At 57.7% G+C, this 13228-nt stretch carries 13 protein-coding genes and 1 pseudogene; 4 read left to right on the top strand and 10 right to left on the bottom strand.

Going from position 1 to position 13228, the window contains the following annotated elements:
* Nucleotides 1-28 precede the first annotated feature (28 nt).
* The 4 genes and pseudogenes from EDY99_RS21380 to EDY99_RS24695 form a co-directional block, all read right to left on the bottom strand.
* On the bottom strand, nucleotides 29-1081 hold the full coding sequence (locus tag EDY99_RS21380) for a hypothetical protein (RefSeq protein ID WP_033645149.1): 1053 nt from the start codon (nucleotides 1079-1081) through the stop codon (nucleotides 29-31).
* 76 nt (nucleotides 1082-1157) lie between these two features.
* The gene (locus tag EDY99_RS21385) at nucleotides 1158-1724 is read right to left on the bottom strand and encodes an NADPH-dependent FMN reductase (RefSeq protein WP_033645148.1); all 567 of its coding nucleotides are present in this window, start codon (nucleotides 1722-1724) and stop codon (nucleotides 1158-1160) included.
* Nucleotides 1725-1885: 161 nt separating this feature from the next.
* The gene (locus tag EDY99_RS21390) at nucleotides 1886-2611 is read right to left on the bottom strand and encodes a 4'-phosphopantetheinyl transferase superfamily protein (RefSeq protein ID WP_033645147.1); all 726 of its coding nucleotides are present in this window, start codon (nucleotides 2609-2611) and stop codon (nucleotides 1886-1888) included.
* Nucleotides 2612-2886: 275 nt separating this feature from the next.
* Nucleotides 2887-2988: pseudogene (locus EDY99_RS24695) on the bottom strand.
* A 193-nt stretch (nucleotides 2989-3181) separates the two neighbouring features.
* Between EDY99_RS24695 and EDY99_RS21395 the strand changes: the two are divergent.
* Together EDY99_RS21395 and EDY99_RS21400 are read left to right on the top strand one after the other, a co-directional pair.
* Nucleotides 3182-4075 (top strand): hypothetical protein, encoded by an 894-nt coding sequence (locus EDY99_RS21395; RefSeq protein WP_103101716.1) that lies wholly within the window; start codon nucleotides 3182-3184, stop codon nucleotides 4073-4075.
* Between the two features lie 56 nt (nucleotides 4076-4131).
* Entirely contained in the window at nucleotides 4132-5244 is a 1113-nt protein-coding gene (locus EDY99_RS21400) for a threonine/serine transporter (RefSeq protein WP_123062052.1), read from the top strand.
* 10 nt (nucleotides 5245-5254) lie between these two features.
* On the opposite strand, the gene EDY99_RS21405 is transcribed toward EDY99_RS21400, so the two are convergent.
* The 6 genes from EDY99_RS21405 to rpmH all read right to left on the bottom strand — a co-directional run bounded on the left by EDY99_RS21405 (nucleotide 5255) and on the right by rpmH (nucleotide 10042).
* Nucleotides 5255-6055 (bottom strand): MBL fold metallo-hydrolase, encoded by an 801-nt coding sequence (locus tag EDY99_RS21405; protein WP_016929603.1) that lies wholly within the window; start codon nucleotides 6053-6055, stop codon nucleotides 5255-5257.
* Nucleotides 6056-6202: 147 nt separating this feature from the next.
* Nucleotides 6203-7567 carry a tRNA uridine-5-carboxymethylaminomethyl(34) synthesis GTPase MnmE gene (gene mnmE, locus EDY99_RS21410; RefSeq protein ID WP_004933873.1) on the bottom strand — a complete coding sequence of 455 codons (1365 nt, stop codon included), beginning with the start codon at nucleotides 7565-7567 and terminating at the stop codon, nucleotides 6203-6205.
* Nucleotides 7568-7663: 96 nt separating this feature from the next.
* Nucleotides 7664-9301 (bottom strand): membrane protein insertase YidC, encoded by a 1638-nt coding sequence (yidC, locus tag EDY99_RS21415; RefSeq protein ID WP_033645144.1) that lies wholly within the window; start codon nucleotides 9299-9301, stop codon nucleotides 7664-7666.
* A 2-nt stretch (nucleotides 9302-9303) separates the two neighbouring features.
* The gene (yidD, locus tag EDY99_RS21420) at nucleotides 9304-9561 is read right to left on the bottom strand and encodes a membrane protein insertion efficiency factor YidD (RefSeq protein ID WP_004933881.1); all 258 of its coding nucleotides are present in this window, start codon (nucleotides 9559-9561) and stop codon (nucleotides 9304-9306) included.
* Complete coding sequence (rnpA, locus tag EDY99_RS21425) at nucleotides 9525-9884, bottom strand: ribonuclease P protein component (RefSeq protein WP_004933883.1); 360 nt, start codon at nucleotides 9882-9884, stop codon at nucleotides 9525-9527. The genes yidD and rnpA overlap by 37 nt, the downstream gene beginning before the upstream one ends.
* Nucleotides 9885-9901: 17 nt before the next feature.
* Nucleotides 9902-10042, bottom strand: coding sequence for a 50S ribosomal protein L34 (rpmH, locus tag EDY99_RS21430; protein ID WP_000831330.1), 141 nt, complete (start codon nucleotides 10040-10042; stop codon nucleotides 9902-9904).
* Between the two features lie 682 nt (nucleotides 10043-10724).
* Here rpmH and dnaA point away from each other — a divergent pair.
* A complete protein-coding gene (gene dnaA, locus EDY99_RS21440; RefSeq protein WP_004933889.1) occupies nucleotides 10725-12119 on the top strand; it encodes a chromosomal replication initiator protein DnaA in 1395 nt (464 codons plus the stop codon).
* Nucleotides 12120-12123: 4 nt separating this feature from the next.
* Nucleotides 12124-13224, top strand: coding sequence for a DNA polymerase III subunit beta (dnaN, locus tag EDY99_RS21445; RefSeq protein ID WP_004933892.1), 1101 nt, complete (start codon nucleotides 12124-12126; stop codon nucleotides 13222-13224).
* Nucleotides 13225-13228: the final 4 nt, after the last annotated feature.

Here is a 13228-nt window from a genome sequence, read left to right on the forward strand (position 1 = left end):
AGGGCCGACGTCCGTCGGCCCTGAAACCCTAGACTCCCGGCGTCGCATCCGGCGCCCGATCCAGCACCCATTGCAATGGCCGCCTGAAGCGCGCCTGCCAACTGCCGGCGGCATCCTCCCCTTGGGCGAAGTGCAGCGTCTGCACCTGATTATCCTCTCCGAACAGATTGGCGAAGTGCAATGCCAGCGCCTGCTCGCTGAAGTTCTGCCGATCGTAATACGCCATCACGATTTTCTTTTTCGCCGCCAGCGACTGCTGGGCCGGCTTGATCTCGCCGTTGGGGGCGATCAATAGCGCGCCGGCGTAAAACTGCGGGTACTTCGCGATCAGATTGGCGGCGTGCAGCGCACCCTGGCCGCGAGCGCTGAGATAAATCCGCTGGGGGTTCAGCTTTAACTGTGGAGCCAGCTGTTGCACCGTACGCTGAAGGGCGGCCTGGGTGCTTTCGTCGCTGTAATTCGACCAGCGGAAGCTGTTTTCCGACAACATCTGCGTGCCGTTGATCTCGATATAGGCCACGCCCATTTCGCCGAACAGCAGCCGTTCCTCGGGGCTGATGGCGGCGGCCTTGCCGTAGGTATGCAGGAAGATCACCGTTGGCCAACCTTCGGGCGGCGCTTCGCCGTCCGGTATCGCGTAGCTGGCTTTGCCTTCATAGCGGCGGGCGTGCTGCAGATAGCGCGCTTTGGTGGCGGCCAGAATGGATTGGTAGGTGGCGGAATGCTGGATGCTGTTGAAGGCGTCGTCCTCCAGCAGATTGTAGTAGTACCACAGGCCGCGATCGGCGCTCAGCTGCAGATAGCGCTCCGCCAGCTCGGTTTGCCCTTTCTCCGCCGACGATACCGCCAACTGGTAGGGGGCCCAGACGTTGCGGCCGTCTTCGCGCATCAGCGTCAGGTACAGCGACATGGCGCCCAGCTTTTTATCTTCCTGGTTTTGCGCGGATCGCGACAGTTGGGCGTTAAGCGCACTGTGCGCAGGCAGCTCCAGCGGCTCTTCACCGGCGGGATAACGCATGTCTGCGGCGAAAGCGGGACTGGTGATGGAAACGAAAAATAACGCTAAAATGAAAAAATACATGATGCTATGGCTTTAATTTCAATAAATTGGCGGACTTCATGTCCTGTTGCGGCGCCCTGCGGGCGCCGCGAGACCGTCATTCCACGCGGCGAATGAAATCGCTGAACGCGGACAGCTGGCCGGTCAGGAAATCCAACGTTCCCTGATCGCTCAGTTCACCGGCCTGTTCATCGACCTTGTTCTGGATCACGCCGCCCATAAACTCGGGCTTGTTCATCACCATCGCATCCAGGAACACCAGGATCTGGCGCAGGTGGTACTGGCAGCGCGCGCCGCCGATGGGCCCCATCGAGCTGGTTTGAATGGCCACCGGCTTGCCGGCCAGCGGTTGATTCGGCAAGCGAGACAACCAGTCGATGGCGTTTTTCAACCCGCCGGGCACGGAATAGTTGTATTCGGGGGTGACGATGATCACGCCGTCGGCCTGGCGGATCTGCTCTGCTATCGCTTCGACCGCGGCAGGGAAACCCTCACCCTGTTGCATGTCGGCGTCGTACAGCGGGATATCGCGGATGGAAGGCAGCGCTTCAATGGTGACACCCTGCGGAGCCAGGCCTGGCAGGGCGCGGGCCACCATGGCGTTGTAGGAGCCTTTGCGCAGGCTGCCGAGCAGAGTGACGATTTTTAAGGCTTGGTCTGACATGATGATTCTCCCTTTCGAATGAGCAGATTCAGCGGACAACATGGGCGAATAGTAGGCTAAAGCTCGGGTCGAGAATAGGCGATTGCTCAACATTTAGCTGTTTTTACAAATTACGGCAGAAATTCGTGCGGTAAAAACGGCTTTATCCGCCTTGCGCCACGTTAACCGGGCGTCTTCAGGCCCGTCAGTTTGACGAATCGCGAGGACGCCGCCGGGCTGCGGGGCGAGATTTCCCCGTCTTTGTGCAGGCCGCGGCGCTCTTCGTAGCGCCAGCACAGCAGGCGATCCAGCCCGGGGCTGCCGGCGCAGGCCCAGCTCAGGTATTCATCGGCGTCGCTCATCACCTGAACGTCCGGCGTGGCGCTGGAGCGCAGGTGCCCGGAGAACGGATGCAGACGCAGCGTAGACTGGCCGCTGTTGCCCAGGCCGGAAATTTTCAGCACGCTTTGCCGGATGCTCCACAGCTGAGTTTCCGCCTCCAGCCGATCGTCCTGCGCGCCGATCCAGGCACTTTCCGCCGGCGTCTGATGCGCGTGTTGCAGCGCGCTTTGCCGGGTGCCGCGCGCCCGCATCACTTCGATATCCAGTCCGACTTTACCTTCGTCGCTGAGCAGCACGCCCACGGTGTTGCTGGCGTAGGCGAGGCTAAAATCGGGCAGCTGATGATCGGCGAAGCAGGGGCGGCCGGTCGGGGTGGTGGCTATAGGGGGAAGCGTCGGCAGGCCGTACAGGTAAAACATCATTTCGGCGAGCAGAATGCGCCCTTGCAGGTAACGCGTGCGGCGCTTAACGGAAAAGGTGCGGGTGGCGGCTATCACTTCGTCGGAGAGTCTCTGGGTATCCAGGACAGCGGAGGCCGGGGTCCATCGGGCAAAATGACACGCCATTGTTCACTCCATGACAGAGGGTCGCTAAGAACGCAGGGGTGTTAGATTAAGACTAAGTTGAGGATTTATCATCAAAAAACACTATGCGGATTATCCGATTTGTTGGCTTTTGCGCTGTGCAGGAGGGGATGGGGGCATGCAAGGCGAAGGTTATTCAGACCTCAAATCGCGTTGCGTAACGGGGTCGTGCATAAAATTAATCAGTTCCGAAGCCAGCCGCTTTCGAATCGACGGCGTCCAATGAACCCATAAAATATCGCCTGATAAGAAAAAGTTGGCGGAGAGAGCAGGATTCGAACCTACGACACGATGACTCGTGTGGATTTAAGAAACGGTTAGTTTCTTAAATCTGGCTTAAACCACTCGCCCACCTCTCCGCATTCGTTTGTTGGAAATATAAAACCACATAATAAAAATGGTTAAAATAACCTGAACTTGAAAATGTGAGCAAACCCACAAAAACCCTATTTATTGTGGGTGTTTATTAATTATCAGAGTCAGGTCACTAAATTTACATTAGCTATTGTTATAAAAAGTTGGCGTCATTGGCTACGAATAGGGAAGAAGGGTATGCCAGATCTCGAATTAATGCCGCTGCAAAGCGCCGATTTTTATAAGACAGCTGAACGTGTTGTTTTTAAAGAATATAAATGTAACTGCAAAAAAGGTTGGAAGGGTGAAGATCGCTTTATTGTCTACAAAGCCGATCAGAATGGGATCGCTGAGGTTATCAACAATGAGGTTTCAAATAACAACGTTGAAGACCTCATCGCGCTGGCATCGTCTTTTTTGACGGATAAGGTGGTGATTTCCGGTGGGCATACCGTGGTTAATTTGGACGATCGTTTTTCTGTCAGCAGTGAAGTGGAAAAGTCCGCGCGCTTCTGCATCGACTACATTGCCGAATCCATCAGACGGCTCAGTGTTCAGCCTGACTTCTTGATGGAAATAAATGATTTCTATATGGAAAAAAGTGATGGCAGCGAGATAGACGGCGCTAACGAATTCAGGAAGATGGCGACATCGCCGTACATTATTCCGGAAAAAATAAACGACTACATTCTGGCGTCGAATCAACGTCATGGCATTGATATCAAAGCATTTTATGTTAGTGAGAAAAACATGGCGGATCGCTTTAAACGCCACATTAAAAACCGTATGGATAAAGAGGCGTATTTTCAGCGCCAAGACGGAAATGTGAAGATGACGGTGGGTGAACACGCGTTCGATATCATCAAGGAAAATAAACCGACCTGCGCGGCGGGAAATGCCGCGACGTTCAGGGCTATTCGGTATCGCATTTCCTCCAATAAAATCTTTGATAATTACACGTCGCATATTGGTGTTTTTCCGCTGTGTTCACGCGTCAACGTGCTTAACGGCTATCGTGCGGCCGCAACTTTTTACGATAACTTCACTTTGCCTTCTTTACTGGTCTTCTTCGGCAAATCCTGTTTCGAATGACATTTTTGTGCCAGCTGGCTATGCGTCACGCATAGCCATGATGGTCGAGCATCATCATGAAAATCTCACACCTGTATTGGCCTGTCACTTTCTTCTCCACGGCATTCGGCGCCGGGATTTTCTTTTTGCCACAGGCGGTGGGGCCGGGCGTGCTGGGGATGAACGTGTTCATGCTGTTTATCGTTATCGCCATGTCGGTATCGATGATGGCGCACTATCTTTTTTTCAAATTCATCATTTCGCACCCGGAGAAAGATTTCCTGGCGGCATCATCGACATTTATCGGCGAGCGGGCAGCGGCAATCGTCTGTGTGCTGTTTATTTTGTCGATGATTATTATCGTGCTGATAAATTTCATCACCTTGGTCAACGTTGTCGCGTCTTTTTTCCACAACGGATTCTGGGTCAGGGGCGGCATTTCGCTGTTGCTGAGTGCCGCGCTGTCAGCGGCATGGTTGGCGTTTAGTCAGCGAATCGAGCACCTGATTTCCAGAATGGCACTGGTTTCTATCGTACTGGTGGCGATCCTGGCGGTGTTTTTCCTGTTACAACCAGCGGGGGGGCAGCAGGCGGTGCCTGGCATTTCATTGCAGACGTGGCTGCTGCTGCCGATTTTTCTTTTTACATTTAACTTTACCCCGTGCATCCAGCGCTTTGCGAAAAGCGCCGTACGACCGCAGGCGCGCAGTATTCTGTTTGGCAAGGTACTGATCATGGCGTTTATCGTCATGATCGTTATCGCCATCAGCCGTTTGCTGACGCTGGATGACATCTCAATCATTAACAGCCGCAATGTGGATGCGCTGTTTTATACCGCCGGTTTGACCGGCAACGCCACGGCGTGGTTAGGCGCTGCCCTGTTGCTGTGTTTACTGACCGGCGGCGCCTATATCGGCACGTTGACCGGCGTGATCGATGGCATTACGTCCTTCGGCGTGGCGGGCAAAAAGAGAATCATCGCAGGGAATATCGTTGTCTGTACGTTTATTGGCGCGATCAACCCGAGCATTATCAAGATCATCTCGGGCTGGTCGATACCCGTTATCGTGATGACCGTCTTTTTCATCCCATCACTGTATTTTTTGCTACGGGGCGACGGCAGGCAAAAGGGGATCGGCGTCGTCGTGCTGGGCTGCGGGATCGCGGTAATCGCAACGCTGTTGGTGTAAAGCGGCACGCTTAATCCAGAACCAGCCTATCGCCGGTGGCCGGCGCGATCCCTTCCGGCAGCCATAGCCGGCCCCAGGCGCCGGTACAGTGGCAGCCCATAATCTTTTCCGGCTGATGCTGGCGCAAAAAACGGCGGACGCGCCAGAGCGTGCGCGGGGAAGCGCAGCGCAGATGAAAACCGCCGATCAAGGCGTGGATCCTGTCGATTCCGGTGATTTGCTGGCAATGGCGCACGATATTCACGATCCCGCGGTGCCCGCAGCCGGTCACGATCACCAGACCGCGATCCGATTTGTAAATCAGCACCCCTTCGTCAATAACGTAATCTACCGCTGCGTTCTCCCCGGCGATCACCCCGTAGGCGCGGGGTGCGGGCACCGCGATTTCGCCTGACCACATAAAGCGATCGCCGATCGCCAGCGGCTCTCGGCTGTATTGCATGCGGTGGCGCGAGTAGTCGATATCCAAAGAGAGCTTTTTGATTTTCCGAGTGTGGCCCAGCACCTTCAGCGCCGCATAGCGCTCATCGCCGACCTGCGGGTGGCAGATGATACGGCTGTTGTCTGGCAGCCAGGCGACGCCGCCGCAGTGGTCATAGTGGCCGTGGGAGAGCACCGTCGCGGTGATACGGGAGAGATCGACACCCATCAGCGCCGCATTGCGCAGAAAGCTGTCGTCGGGGCCGGTATCGAACAGTATGGACGTCGTATCATCCTCAATCAGCAGGCTTAACCCGGCCTTGGCCTGCAATAGCGGGTTGGCGCCGGCGGCGCGGCGGTTTTCCAGCAGTACCCTGAGGGTCAATGCCATGTTGACTCGTTCCTGAGAGAGATTCCTGACTGGCCAGTATAGCGCGGGACGCTGCGGCGGCTCTGTGAGCCGGCGCGCAGAGCGAGCGCGGGAAAGAAAAACGGCCGGAACAAGGGCTTGTCCCGGCCGTGAAGGCGTCTGGCGGTGTTACTTGCCGATACAGAAGCTGGAGAAGATGCGGCCCAGCAGATCGTCGGAGGTGAATTCGCCGGTGATTTCGCTCAGGGCCAGCTGCGCCTGGCGCAGTTCCTCGGCCAGCAGCTCCCCCGCGTAAGCGCTCACTAACTGTTCTTTGCCCTGCACCAGGTGCTGCGCCGCCAGTTCCAGCGCCTGCAGGTGGCGGCGGCGCGCCAGGAAGCCGCCTTCCATGTTGCTGGTGAAGCCCATGCTCTGTTTAAGATGATCGCGCAGCACATCGACGCCTTCGCCGGTGCGGGCCGACAGGCGAATAAGTGAGTGGTTATTCACTTCCGTCAGACCCAGCGTTTCACCGGTGATGTCGGCTTTGTTGCGCACCACGGTGATAGGTAGCGTGCCAGGCAGGCGCGCCATAAACTCCGGCCAGATCTCCGCCGGCTCGGTGGCGGCGGTGGTGGTGCCGTCAACCATAAACAGCACCCTGTCGGCCTGTTCGATCTCGTTCCATGCACGTTCGATGCCGATGCGTTCCACTTCGTCGCTGGCGTCGCGCAGGCCGGCGGTGTCGATGATGTGCAGCGGCATGCCGTCGATATGGATGTGTTCGCGCAGAACGTCGCGGGTGGTGCCGGCGATATCGGTGACGATCGCCGCCTCGCGTCCGGCCAGCGCATTGAGCAGGCTCGATTTGCCGGCATTGGGGCGCCCGGCGATCACCACCTTCATCCCTTCGCGCAGCAGGCTGCCCTGGCGCGCTTCACCGCGCACGTTGTCCAGATCCGCCATCACGTCGTTGAGCTGCGCCTCGATTTTACCGTCGGACAGGAAGTCGATTTCCTCGTCCGGGAAGTCGATCGCCGCTTCCACATAGATTCGCAGGTGAGTGAGCGCTTCCACGAGCTGGTGGATGCGGGTGGAGAACGCGCCCTGCAGCGAGTTCATCGCCGAACGCGCCGCCTGCTCGGAGCTGGCGTCGATCAGATCGGCAATCGCTTCGGCCTGCGCCAGATCGAGTTTGTCGTTGAGAAACGCGCGCTCGGAGAACTCGCCCGGCCGCGCGATGCGCACGTCGGGCAGCGCCAGCACGCGCTTGAGCAGCAGATCGAGGATCACCGGCCCGCCGTGGCCCTGCAGTTCCAGCACGTCTTCGCCGGTAAAGGAGTTCGGCCCCGGGAACCACAGCGCGATGCCCTGATCGAGGGTGGCGCCCGTAGCGTCGCGGAACGGCAGATAGTCAGCGTAGCGCGGCTTCGGCAGCTTGCCGAGCAACGCCTGGGCGACGTCTTTGGCCTTGCTTCCGGAAATGCGCAGAATGCCGACGCCGCCGCGTCCCGGCGGGGTGGCTTGGGCTACGATGGTATCGGTGGTGCTCATAACGGTTCTCTCTGACGATTAAGATGCAAAAAGGCGGTCTAATGACCGCCTTTGGGGTAACTGCAAGGGTCGGCGCGCCGAACCCCTACAATACGCTTAGCTTTTTTTCTTGTCGCGGCTGTGCAGACCGCGTTTTTCCAGACCACGGTAAATCAGCTGCTGCTGCAGGATGGTCACCAGGTTGCTGACGATGTAGTACAGCACCAGACCGGACGGGAACCACAGGAAGAACACTGTGAAGATCACCGGCATGAAGGTCATGATTTTCTGCTGCATCGGGTCAGTCACGGTGGTCGGCGACATCTTCTGGATGAAGAACATCGTCACGCCCATCAGGATTGGCAGGATGTAGTACGGGTCTTGCGCCGACAGGTCATGGATCCACAGGGCGAACGGCGCGTGGCGCAGCTCGACCGAACCCATCAGCATGTAGTACAGCGCCAGGAAGATCGGCATCTGAATGATCAGCGGCAGGCAGCCGCCGAGCGGGTTGACTTTCTCCGCCTTGTACAGCGCCATCATCTCTTGGCTCATGCGCTGCTTGTCATCGCCGATGCGTTCGCGCATCGCCTGCAGCTTCGGCTGCAGCATGCGCATTTTCGCCATCGAGGTGTACTGCGCCTTGGTCAGCGGGTACATGATGCCGCGCACGATGAAGGTGATGATGATGATGGAGAAGCCCCAGTTGCCGATAAAGCCGTGGATGAACTTCAGCAGTTTGAACAGCGGCTGGGAGATGAACCACAGCCAGCCGTAATCCACGGTCAGGTCCAGGTGAGGCGCCAGTTGGGCCATCTGGTCCTGCAGCTCCGGGCCGACCCACAGGGTCGCGTTCAGCTGCTGCTGAGCGCCAGGCTGCACCACGACCGGGGTAGATTTGAAGCCGATGGTGGACAAGTTGTCACCCGGTTTGGCGGTGTAGAAGGTGTTGTCACCCTTGGTCGCCGGTACCCACGCGGTGGCGAAGTACTGCTGCAGCATGGCGACCCAACCGTCTTTGGTGGTGACGCTCAGGTTTTCGTCTTTGTCGAACGCGTATTTCTGGTACTTGTCCTCGCTGGACGAGTATGCCGCGCCGCGGAAGGTGTGCAACGCGAAGTTGCTGCTGCCGGTATCGCGGTGCTTAGGCAATTCGGTGGTCTGCTTCAGCTGGCCGAACAGGGTCAGCTCCAGCGGCGCCGCGCCTTTGTTGTCGATGCTGTAATCCACGCCGACCGCATAGTGGTTGCGTTTGAGCACGAAGGTCTTGGTGTAGACCGCGCCGTCTTTATCGGTGTAGGTCAGCGGGATGCGCAGCTCGTCCTGGCCTTCCGGCAGGGTGTAGCTGTCCTGCGCCGCTTGGTACAGCGGGCGTTCGCCGTTGGCCGGGTTGTCCGGGCCGTTTTTACCGGTCAGGCCGCTTTGCGCCTGATAGACGAACGACGGAGTGGTTTCCAGCAGTTGGAACGGAGTCGATGAACCCAGAGTTTCCGGGTAGGCCAACAGTTTAGCCTGCTCGATATCGCCACCACGGGTGTTGATGGTCAGTGACAGCACGTCGGTGTTCACGGTAATCAGCTTACCCTGACCACTGGCTGGCACGGCCTGGCTGGCGGCATCACCGGCTACTGCGTTCGAAGTCTGTTGCGTGGTCTGTGCGGCCGGCTGCGGAGCGTTGTCCGTTTGCCATGCCTGCCAGATCATGAAAGACACGAACAGCAGAGCGATGAGGAGAAGATTGCGTTGCGAATCCATCGTTAGTGTTCTCTGTTATCGTCGGTTTTTGGCGGCACCGGATCATCGCCACCTGGGTTCAAAGGGTGGCATTTTAATACGCGTTTCAATGCTAACCAACTGCCTTTTATCATGCCAAACCTGCTTAATGCCTCAATTGCGTAATGAGAGCATGTCGGCTGGAAGCGACAACGAGGCCCTAGCAGCGGACTGATGACGAGCTGATAGGCCCGCACCAGCCCGATCAGGATGCGGGAGCCTGGCGACAGTGGCGACGCCATAATTTATCCAAAGCTTCCGTCAGCGCGCGGTTATCCAAATCCGCTATCCCCTTTTTGGCCACCACGACAAAATCCATCGCCGGTAATTCGTGCTGGCGCAGGCGGAAGCTTTCGCGGGTTAGGCGTTTGATCCGATTACGCTCGTGCGCGCGTTTGACGTGTTTTTTGGCGACGGTAAGACCGATGCGGGGATGCCCCAGCTGGTTCAGGCGGCCGAGGATGGTGATTTGCGGCGTGCCAGCCCGTTGTGGCTGCTGGAAGACGAAAGTGAAATGAGTGGGAGTTAACAAACGTAACTCCCTGGGAAAAGCGAGCTTAACCACTCAGCGGGTTAGCTTTATTACTTAGAAACAGTCAGACGAGCACGGCCTTTCGCACGACGGCGGGCCAGAACTTGACGACCATTTTTGGTGGCCATACGAGCACGGAAACCGTGGCTACGGTTGCGCTTCAATACGGACGGTTGGAAAGTGCGTTTCATAGCGATTTCTACCTAAACTTAAAATAATTACTGATCAGTAAACGCGTTTGGCTACTCGGCGTGAAGATGACCGACGCCTCAATCGCAATACATAAAGAAGCGGGATTGTAATAATTGTACAGTCCTGAGTCAATTCGCATCGCGCCAGCCTACCTGGTTGTCTGCCAATAACGGCACAAAATCCGGTCTTGGCCCGTGGTCACCGCAGAATCCTGTCTGGCTAATGACGCACCATAAGGAACCAGGTATCACACGTAGGGCGAAGATTATACGGACTCGGGGTGAAATCGCAAGGATCCCCGTGAGATCCTTTGCGCGCGATCCCAGGATCCGACGTGGATAACAGGGTATAACCGGTTGACAATGTAAAAAACGCGGCGCAGAGGCCGGGATCTGCACGGTCGTGCGGCCGCAGCGGTGAAAAGATCGCCGCCGGCCGCGGCCTGTGGATAAAATGGATCTAATCTGTGAGGAAGGGGAGGATCTCTTGCGCGGATTGCGCTATGATCCGTCATTCCGATCGCGATCCCTCATGCCGGGATCGTGAAGGACACAAACCGTGAAAGGCGGTTCGCATCCCCCACAGGCAAACAGCCGATGCCGGGTATGTGTCAAAAATCATGAGTTATAAAAAAGTTGCCCGTTTCTTTTCTTTATTGATCTTGTTCGAGTGGAGTCCGCCGTGTCACTTTCGCTTTGGCAGCAGTGTCTTGCCCGATTGCAGGATGAGTTACCTGCCACAGAATTTAGTATGTGGATTCGCCCATTGCAGGCGGAACTGAGTGACAACACCCTGGCGCTGTACGCGCCTAACCGTTTTGTGCTGGATTGGGTTCGCGATAAGTACTTAAACAATATCAATGGTCTGCTGAATGATTTCTGCGGCACGGATGCGCCTTTGCTGCGTTTTGAAGTCGGCAGCAAGCCGATCACGCAGGTGATCAGCCAGACCGTGACCGCCAGCGTCAGCAGCGCCCCTGCGGCCCCGGCGGCGCGCACGGCCGCGCCTTCGCGCCCGAGCTGGGACAACGCGGCGGCGCAGCCCGAGCTCTCTTACCGCTCCAACGTCAACCCCAAACACACCTTCGACAACTTCGTCGAGGGTAAGTCAAACCAGCTGGCGCGCGCGGCGGCTCGCCAGGTGGCGGACAATCCGGGCGGCGCCTACAACCCTTTGTTCCTGTATGGCGGCACCGGCCTGGGTAAAACCCACCTGCTGCACGCGGTCGGCAACGGCATCATGGCGCGCAAGGCCAACGCCAAAGTGGTCTACATGCACTCGGAACGCTTCGTACAAGACATGGTCAAAGCGTTGCAGAACAATGCCATCGAAGAGTTTAAGCGCTACTACCGTTCGGTCGACGCGTTGCTGATCGATGACATCCAATTCTTCGCCAACAAGGAGCGTTCGCAGGAAGAGTTCTTCCATACCTTTAACGCCCTGTTGGAAGGCAATCAGCAGATCATCCTGACTTCGGATCGCTACCCTAAAGAGATCAACGGGGTGGAAGATCGTCTGAAGTCCCGCTTCGGCTGGGGGCTGACGGTGGCGATCGAGCCGCCGGAGCTGGAAACCCGCGTGGCGATCCTGATGAAAAAGGCCGACGAAAACGACATTCGCCTGCCGGGCGAAGTGGCGTTCTTCATCGCCAAGCGCCTGCGTTCCAACGTGCGTGAGCTCGAAGGGGCGCTGAACCGCGTGATCGCCAACGCCAACTTTACCGGCCGGGCCATCACCATCGATTTCGTGCGCGAAGCGCTGCGCGATCTGTTGGCGCTGCAGGAAAAGCTGGTCACCATCGACAATATCCAAAAGACGGTGGCGGAGTATTACAAGATTAAAGTCGCGGATTTGCTGTCCAAGCGGCGTTCGCGATCCGTTGCCCGCCCGCGCCAGATGGCGATGGCGCTGGCGAAGGAACTCACCAACCACAGCCTGCCGGAAATCGGCGATGCGTTTGGTGGCCGCGACCATACCACGGTGTTGCACGCCTGCCGGAAGATCGAGCAGCTGCGTGAGGAAAGTCACGACATCAAAGAAGATTTCTCCAATTTAATCAGAACATTATCTTCATAGCGCTATGAAATTTATCGTTGAACGTGAGCATCTGCTAAAACCGCTGCAACAGGTGAGCAGCCCGCTGGGCGGCCGCCCGACCTTGCCGATCCTGGGCAACCTGCTGTTGCAGGTGACGGAAGGCTCCCTGCTGCTGACCGGCACCGATCTGGAGATGGAAATGGTGGCGCGCGTCGCCCTGTCCCAGCCGCATGAGCCGGGCGCGACCACCGTGCCCGCGCGCAAATTCTTTGATATCTGCCGTGGCCTGCCGGAAGGGGCGGAGATCGCCGTCACGCTGGAGAGCGAGCGCATGCTGGTGCGATCCGGCCGCAGCCGTTTCTCGCTGTCCACGCTGCCCGCGGCGGACTTCCCGAACCTGGACGACTGGCAGAGCGAGGTGGAATTCACCTTGCCGCAGGCGACGCTGAAGCGCCTGATCGAAGCCACCCAGTTCTCGATGGCCCATCAGGACGTACGTTACTACCTGAACGGCATGCTGTTTGAAACCGAAGGCGAAGAGCTGCGCACCGTCGCGACAGACGGCCACCGCCTGGCGGTGTGCTCGATGCCGATCGGCCAGCAGCTGCCGTCGCATTCGGTGATCGTGCCGCGTAAAGGGGTGATGGAGCTGGTGCGCTTGCTGGACGGCGGCGATTCGCTGCTGCAGCTGCAGATCGGCAGCAACAACATTCGCGCCCACGTCGGCGATTTCATCTTCACGTCCAAGCTGGTTGACGGCCGTTTCCCGGACTATCGCCGCGTTTTGCCGAAGAACCCGGACAAAACGCTGGAAGCCGGCTGCGATCTGCTCAAGCAGGCGTTCGCCCGCGCGGCTATTCTCTCGAACGAGAAATTCCGCGGCGTGCGGCTGTACGTCAGCCAGAATCAGCTGAAGATCACCGCCAACAACCCGGAACAGGAAGAGGCGGAAGAGATCCTCGACGTCAGCTACGACGGCGCGGAGATGGAGATCGGCTTCAACGTCAGCTACGTGCTGGACGTGTTGAACGCGCTCAAGTGTGAAGACGTGCGCCTGCTGTTGACCGACTCGGTCTCCAGCGTGCAGATCGAAGACGGCGCCAGCCAGGCGGCGGCCTACGTTGTCATGCCAATGCGGTTGTAGTCTC

It is taken from the genome of Serratia sp. LS-1, assembly GCF_003719595.1.
Lineage (GTDB): Bacteria > Pseudomonadota > Gammaproteobacteria > Enterobacterales > Enterobacteriaceae > Serratia > Serratia ureilytica.